Genomic DNA, 1,866 nt, shown 5'->3' with positions numbered 1-1,866 from the left:
CCCGGGTCGACGAGCAGCTTGACGGTCGACCGGCCCCCTTTGAGGGGGACGGTCCCGCTGACCTCGAACCACCACGTGACCAGGCACGGGCCCACTGCTCACCGACCGCGAACGGCCGGTACTCGGCCGCCAGGGCTTCGGCCGCGGGCACGGGTTCGTCCGGCACCTGCCACGCGGCGAGGTCGACGGGCGTGCGGGCCTGGTGGACGGCCGGGGTGATGCGTTCGCTGAGGACGCGCTCGATGCGGGCCTCGACGAGCTTCTGGTTCTGGTGCATGGGCGGGGTCTCCACGGGAGGGCGCCGCCAGGTCGCGGATCAGGGACGACCTGGAAGCGCGGTTCAGGAAAGGTAGGACAGGTGCGGGAACGAGGAGCGCGCGTCCTCGAGCAGGGCGCGCGCGACACGCACGGAGTCGACGAGCGGGTGGTGCGCGAGGGCGCGCAGCGCTGCTGCCCGGTCGCCGTGCAGCGCCGCCTGGATGGTCTGCCGTTCGACGTACTTGACGGCGGTGACCGTCCCGAGTCCGAAGTCCGGGACACGCGCGCCCGGGATCGGGTGTGCGCCGGCGGCGTCCACGATGCACGGGATCTCGACCACGGCGTCGTCGTCGAGGCCGGCGAGTGCGCCCCGGTTCCGCACGTTGAGGATGAGCCGGGCGCGCTGGTCGTAAGCGATGCCGCGCATGAGCGCGAGCGCGACGTCCTCGTAGCCCCCCGAGGTCATGTCCTCGACGTCGCGCTCACCCATGCCGGCCGAGTCGCGGTTGGTCGCCATGTAGCTGGCCTCGCGCTCGTTGCGGCTGTCCTGCCAGGCTCGGTACGGGTGCTCGCACGCGCCGGCGACGGCCCAGAAGCGGTCCTGCTGCTCCACGAGGTACCGGGCGCGCGTGTGCGGTGCGTACTGGTCGGCCTGCAGGACGTCCCGTCGGTACGAGTAGTAGTGCAGGTACTCGTTCGGCAGCGCACCGAGGGCCTGGATCCACTCGGCTCCGAAGAGCTTGCCCTCCTCGAACGACTCGATCCGGCCGGCGTCCGCGAGGACCTCCGGCAGCCGGTCGACCCCGTCGACGCGCACGGCGGTCAGCCAACCGAGGTGGTTGAGGCCCGCGTACTCGAGCTCGACGTCGGGCCCGTGCTGGACGCCGAGGGTGCCGAGGGCCCGCCGGGCGAGGCCGATGGGGGAGTCGCAGATGCCGATGACCCGTTCGCCGAGCACGGTGGACATCGCCTCCGTCACGACGCCGGCGGGGTTGGTGAAGTTGATCACCCACGCGTCGGGGGCGAGCCGCTTGACGGTGTGCGCGAGCTCCATGACGGTGGGCAGCGTCCGGAGGGCGTAGGAGATGCCGCCGAACCCGACGGTCTCCTGCCCGATCACGCCGTGGGACTGGCCGATGCGTTCGTCGGTCGCCCGGCCCTCCATGCCCGCGACCCGGATGGCCGAGAAGACGAAGTCCGCTCCCGGGAGCGCGTCCTCCACGTCGGTGTGCACGCTCACGGTGGGCGCGTCGGGCACGCCCTCGGCCTGGTCGGCGAGGATCCGCGCCATCGTGCGGAGGCGGTCGGCGTCGACGTCGACGAGGGCGACCTCGGTCACCCGGCCGGGCTCCCGGTCGCGCAGGAGGGCGGAGTGGACGAGCGGTGTGCGGAACCCGCCACCGCCGATCATGACGAGCTTCATGCGACGAGGACCTCCACGCCGTGCGCGGCGAACGCGGCGGCGACCGGGACCGGCGGGTCGTCGTCGGTGACGATCCGCACGATCGATGACGGCAGGTCGATGCGTGCCGCCCCGGTGCCAGGGAACTTGCTGCTGTCGGCGAGGACGGTGACCTCGTCGCACGCGTCGGCGATCGCCTGCTTGAT

Annotated in this window: 2 protein-coding genes and 1 pseudogene; all 3 read right to left on the bottom strand. The window is 72.3% G+C overall.

Going from position 1 to position 1,866, the window contains the following annotated elements; genetic code table 11:
* On the bottom strand, positions 1–277 hold a 277-nt coding region (locus I59_RS16575), incomplete at its 3' end, for a hypothetical protein (RefSeq protein WP_031274227.1).
* Positions 278–340: 63 nt separating this feature from the next.
* On the bottom strand, positions 341–1,681 hold the full coding sequence (locus I59_RS16570) for a 6-phospho-beta-glucosidase (RefSeq protein ID WP_022904831.1): 1,341 nt from the start codon (positions 1,679–1,681) through the stop codon (positions 341–343).
* Positions 1,678–1,866, bottom strand: a pseudogene (locus tag I59_RS22995) (DeoR/GlpR transcriptional regulator); the annotation flags it as partial. The gene I59_RS16570 and the pseudogene I59_RS22995, both read right to left, overlap by 4 nt.

This window comes from Curtobacterium sp. B8 (genome assembly GCF_000333315.1).
Lineage (GTDB): Bacteria > Actinomycetota > Actinomycetes > Actinomycetales > Microbacteriaceae > Curtobacterium > Curtobacterium luteum.
Note: the sequence above shows the minus strand (reverse complement) of the source record. Positions and strands in the feature narration are given on the sequence as shown.